We start from the raw sequence: 2,553 nt of genomic DNA, 5'->3' as shown, positions 1-2,553 counted from the left end.
CTGTCATCGCAGGTGCATGACAGTTGACTCCTACAAAAAAAGACGCGTGGTTTCCGCACTGTCGTCCCGCGCTAGGCCATCGGCGCAGCGCGGGACGCCGGCTCAGCGCGCCGCCGGCGCGTAGCGCAGGGTCAGCGCGTATTCGCGGCCCGGCTGGTTGTACCAGTTCACCGTCTGGTAGTCGCGATCGAACACGTTGCTGGCCTTGGCCTGCAGCGTCCAGTCCGGGGTGAAGGCGTACTCCGCGCGCAGATCGACGGTGCCGTAGCCGGCCAGGCGCACGCGGTTGGCCGCGTCGTCGAAGCGGTGGCCGCTACCGAACACGCTGACGCCGAGCTTGACCGGGCCGATGCCGCGGTCCACGTCCAGGCGCGCGGTGTTCTGCGCGCGGCGCGCCAGCCAGTTGTCGCGGTTGCCGCCATCGCTGCGGTTGCGCGGGTCGGTATGGCTCAGCTGCGCCGACAGTTCCCAGCCGGCCAGCAACGCATAGCCGGTCAGTTCGGCGCCGCGGATGCGCGCCTCGTCCACGTTGACCGGCAGGAAGCTGACCGCGTCGTAGGAGATCAGGTCCTTCACCCGGGTCTCGTAGGCGTTGAAGGTCCAGTTCCAGCTGTCGGCATACTGCGCAATGCCGAGGTTGCCGCTCTTGGAGCGCTCCGGCTTCAGTTCCGGATTGCCGGCGAACGGGTAGTACAGGTCGTTGAAGGTCGGCGCCTTGAAGCCGGTGCCGACGCTGGCGGTGAGCTTGAGGCCATGGTCCAGCGCCAGGCCCCAGCCGAGGCTGCCGGTGGTGTGCTCGCCGAACTGCTCGTTGTCGTCGCTGCGCACGCTGGCCTGCACCTGCTGCGCGCCGAAACGGCCCTGGTACTCGGCGAACACGCCGGTGTTGTCGCGGCTGTCGACGTCGAAGGCGGTGCTGCTGGCAACGTGCTCGCGCTGCCAGTCGCTGCCGACGCTGAGCAGATGGCCTTCGGCCAGCGTGATGTCGCCTTGCAGCGCGGCGGTGTCGCGGCGGCTGTCGAAGGTGCTGACGAAGCTGCGGGTGCGTGCGCCCGGCGCACGGTAGTAGCTGTCCGCGTCGTCGACGTTGCGGCCCAGTTGCGCGGCCAGGTGCAGGCGATCGGAGGGCGTCCAGTCGAGCTTGCCGCTGAACACCTGCTGGGTGTTGTCGGCCTCGTTGCCGGCGAACAGCGCGTCGCCGTCGTACTCGTTGCGGCTGTCGATGTTCAGCGCCTGGCCTTCGATGCGCAGCGTGTCGGTCAGCGCGTAGCCGCCGCGCGCGCTCAGCGAGACGTTGCGGTAGCCGTCGCGGTCGGGCTGGTCGACGAAGCAGCCGGCGAACAGCGTGGCCGAGCCGTTGCAGGCATTGATGCCGTCGGTCTTCTGGTAGCCGCCCTGCACGGCCAGCCAGCCGCGCTCGCCGCGGTTGCTGAAGCCGGCGCCGGCCTCGCGCAGGCCGTGGCTGCCGCCGCCCAGGCTCAGGTTCTGCTGGAAGCCCTGGCCGCCGCGGCGGGTGAAGATCTGGATGACGCCGCCGATCGCGTCGGAGCCGTACAGGCTCGAGCGCGGGCCGCGCACGATCTCGATGCGCTCGATCTGGCTCAGCGGCAGGTCCTGGAACGCGGCCAGGCCGGCGCTGGCCGAGCCGATGCGCACGCCGTCCACCAGCACCAGCACGTGGTCCGACTCGCTGCCGCGCAGGTTCAGCGTGGTCAGCTTGCCCAGGCCGCCCTGGTTGGAGACGCCGATGCCGGCGCGGCCCTGCAGCAGTTGCGCCAGCGACGTGGCCTGGCTGCGCTCGATCTCGGCGCGGTCGATGACCTGCGCCGGCACCACGCTGTCCTCCACCGAGATCTGGGTGCGGGTGGCGGTGACCAGGACCTGGTCGAGGTCGGTGGCGGCATCGGCGGCGTGGGCCAGCGCGGGCAGGGACAGGGCGGACGCGATCGCGACCGAAAGCAGGCGGGACGACATGGGTGGCAACTCCGGCGCGCGGCTGCGCGCTGTGACGGCAAGGGAGTCGCGAACGGAAGGTGCAAGCGGACGGCGCCGGACACGGCGCGGCACGCCGCGACGCCCTCCGCATCGCAACCAGTGAACTGCAAGGCCGGTCTCCGGGCTGGCGATCGGGGAGGCGGACCTCCCGGCTGCGACGCCTTCCCATGCCCAGGGCACAGTGGCGCAGGTCGTCAGCGCGGATCGCTTACCGTTGCGGGGGCAGCGCCGGCCTTGTCGCAAGACGCACCGGCTTCCCGTTTCAACCCGCTGGCCGGAGCCGGTGGGTCACCTTGAAGCGGCGCGATTGTACGCGATCGCCGCCGGCTGCGCGGCTCAGTCGGCGTGAGTGCCGTGGCCGTCGTCGTCGCCGTGGTGGTCGCCCATCGGCGTGTCGTGCGTGTCCTGCGCGTAGGCGCCGTCGGCAGCGTCGTCGCCGTGCGTGTCGTCGCGGTCGAAGTGGGTGGTCGCCACAGGCCCGGCGACCGGCAGGCCGCGCTGCGCCGGCAGCGCCGCCGTCGCGATCTCCAGTTCGCCCAGCAACTGCGCGCGGCGTGC

Annotated in this window: 1 protein-coding gene, 1 pseudogene and 1 riboswitch; the gene and the pseudogene both read right to left on the bottom strand. The window is 71.1% G+C overall.

The window, feature by feature from the left end; genetic code table 11:
- Positions 1-102: 102 nt before the first annotated feature.
- The gene (gene btuB, locus D183_RS0115565) at positions 103-1,974 is read right to left on the bottom strand and encodes a TonB-dependent vitamin B12 receptor (RefSeq protein ID WP_017909823.1); all 1,872 of its coding nucleotides are present in this window, start codon (positions 1,972-1,974) and stop codon (positions 103-105) included.
- A gap of 114 nt (positions 1,975-2,088) precedes the next feature.
- Positions 2,089-2,306, bottom strand: a riboswitch (cobalamin riboswitch).
- 25 nt (positions 2,307-2,331) lie between these two features.
- Positions 2,332-2,553, bottom strand: a pseudogene (locus D183_RS24945) (TfoX/Sxy family protein); the annotation flags it as partial.

The sequence above is a fragment of the Xanthomonas sp. SHU 199 genome (genome assembly GCF_000364665.1).
In the GTDB taxonomy this organism is placed as follows: Bacteria; Pseudomonadota; Gammaproteobacteria; order Xanthomonadales; family Xanthomonadaceae; genus Xanthomonas_A; species Xanthomonas_A sontii.
This window is presented reverse-complemented; position numbering and strand designations above follow the sequence as displayed.

Bases quoted from the DNA above. Each gene is read 5' to 3' on its own strand.
- btuB (WP_017909823.1), bottom strand. From the start codon at position 1,974: ATGTCGTCCCGCCTGCTTTCGGTCGCGATCGCGTCCGCCCTGTCCCTG.